Origin of the sequence: Sulfurimonas sp. (assembly GCF_032250635.1) — a bacterium.
Classification (GTDB): domain Bacteria; phylum Campylobacterota; class Campylobacteria; order Campylobacterales; family Sulfurimonadaceae; genus Sulfurimonas.
Window position 1 is genome coordinate 1 of record NZ_JAVVFL010000253.1, and the last position, 2,158, is coordinate 2,158.

General features: G+C 42.5%; 3 protein-coding genes. All 3 read right to left on the reverse strand.

Features of this window, described 5'->3' with window-relative positions:
* The coding region (gene glp, locus RQ763_RS11440; RefSeq protein WP_314153114.1) for a gephyrin-like molybdotransferase Glp at positions 1 to 1,206 on the reverse strand (1,206 nt) is incomplete at its 3' end.
* A gap of 149 nt (positions 1,207 to 1,355) precedes the next feature.
* Positions 1,356 to 1,793 (reverse strand): molybdenum cofactor biosynthesis protein MoaE, encoded by a 438-nt coding sequence (locus RQ763_RS11445; protein ID WP_314153115.1) that lies wholly within the window; start codon positions 1,791 to 1,793, stop codon positions 1,356 to 1,358.
* Between the two features lie 3 nt (positions 1,794 to 1,796).
* A complete protein-coding gene (locus RQ763_RS11450) occupies positions 1,797 to 2,018 on the reverse strand; it encodes a MoaD/ThiS family protein (RefSeq protein WP_294929547.1) in 222 nt (73 codons plus the stop codon).
* Between the last annotated feature and the right edge of the window lie 140 nt (positions 2,019 to 2,158).

Consider the following 2,158-nt stretch of genomic DNA (forward strand, 5'->3'; position numbering starts at 1 on the left):
GCTATCCACTAATATAACGTTTACATAAGTGCCTTGCTCCAAGTCTCCATCCTCTTCGCCTGCAATCATCAAAGCGCTTGAGTCGAGCATATTTGTGAGTATCGCCGAGCTTCCGACTTTTTTATCTTTAAAGTTTACAAAATACTCCCCGTCCTCTACGACAACGTTACATGCAGTAAACTCAGTCAATCTGCTTCTTTTTGTAAACTTTTCGCTAAGTTTTGCCGCAACCGTTTTGTACGCACTTCTGCGCCCGAGCATTTTTGCAATCAACGGAAGAACATAAAGCATGGCAGTAACCGTCGATGAGTAGGCAAACCCGGGAAGCGCTAAGATAAACTTATCTTCTCTTTGCGCAACCATTATATGTTTGCCGGGTTTTATTGCCACACCTTTATATACCACTTCGGCGCCTATACGTGGTACTATATCTTTCACAAAGTCATAATCCCCTACGCTTACACCGCCTGTACTGACAAGAATATCAGCGCTTAAAAGAGCGTTTTGGAATGTCTCCATGATGCTCTCTCTATCGTCACCTACTGTTCCGAGCTGAACGACATCTGCTCCCGCCTGTTCAAAAAGAGCCGCGAGAGTGTAGTTGTTTGAACTTCTAATCTGAGCGGGGTTTGTGCTGTTTACGCCAAGATCTAAAATCTCGCTTCCAGTTGAGATGACTGCAACACGCGGCTTTAGTGCAACTTTTACCATCACATTGTTAAGTGCTGCCATAACGCCAATCTCTGCAAAACCGATTTTTGTCCCTTTTTTTATAAGCACGTCTCCTGCTCTATACCCCTCGCCTATCGGACGAACCGCATTGCCAAGAGGAACACTCTCATTTATGATGATCCTTGCATTGTCTGCAGTAACGTTTTCTATCTGGATTAAAGTATCTGCTCCGTGAGGCATCATAGAGCCTGTAAAAGTTTTGATACACTCGCCGCTTTTTATGGTTCTCTTCTCATCACTTCCGGCAGGATTATCTCCGAGAATAGTTATGCTTTTGCTCTCTAAATCACTCTGCATAACGGCATAGCCATCCATTGAAGCGGTAGGAAACTGAGGGTCGTTAAACTCTGCAACTATATCTTGTGCCAAAAATCTTCCAAGAGAGGAGCTAAGTGCCACATTCTCGGTTCTTGATGCGTTTACATATAATAAATCAAGCATATTTTGGCTTGTTTCGTAGGATAATAGACTCATTTTAAAAATCCTTAATTTTATTGCATAAAATGAAGGAGCCCTTCATTTATTAGCCCCGTTTAGGAACAAAGTCCCTAAACTCCGCTCACGCCGCTGTGGCGACTCATCGTGGAGAATGCCATTAGCTAGCATTCCTAAAAGTTCTTATTCTAAGATAATAATCCACTACCATTTATGGCTGTTGAGCGATCAAGTGCATAGACTCTTTTACCGCCCTTTAAATCGTATTTCCAGATGGGAGCAGATGCTTTAAAATCCTCGACAAACTCATCTATAAACTCAAGTGCCACACGTCTTTTTGGAGAGAAAACTGCCGCTATGTATGAGGATTCATGTAGCATAACATCACCTCTTGAGTGCGCCATTTTTATAACCGCTCCCTTAGCCTCAGCCTTTTTTTGCCACGCCTCAAACCAAGAGTTTAGTATCGGCTCATAGATGTCAAAACTAAGACCTTCTATGTTATCTTCGCTTCGAACGGTTCCCACAAAAGGGATATATGCACCGTAGTTGCTTTTTGCTTCTTGCTCGTACCACTCTTTTAATATTTTAGGAACGTCAAGAGCTCCGTCATAAAGGTAAAGCATATCTCACCCTCCGCAAACTGGTGGAAGAAGAGCGACTCTGTCACCATCTTTTAGCACAACATCTCTGCTGCTGACGAGAGTATCATTCACGGCAACCGCTGAATTTTCAAGCCACTCTTTCATGGACTCATCTTCTTGGAGTATTTTTGCCAACTCATTTAAGTTTGTTATCTCTAACTCCAGAGGCTCTTTTTGTATTGGACCTAAAAATTCAACTCGTACCATAAAGACTGCTCCCAAAACTATTTTTTTATGCTGCGATTATATCAAAATAAGCTAAGGCATGTATAATTTCAGACTTAACATCTGATGTTACGCACCTAAACGAACGCGTCCGTTTAGGTGGCAGGGACTAAAGTCCCTGC

Bases quoted from the DNA above. Each gene is read 5' to 3' on its own strand.
- RQ763_RS11445 (WP_314153115.1), bottom strand. From the start codon at position 1,793: ATGCTTTACCTTTATGACGGAGCTCTTGACGTTCCTAAAATATTAAAA.
- RQ763_RS11450 (WP_294929547.1), bottom strand. From the start codon at position 2,018: ATGGTACGAGTTGAATTTTTAGGTCCAATACAAAAAGAGCCTCTGGAG.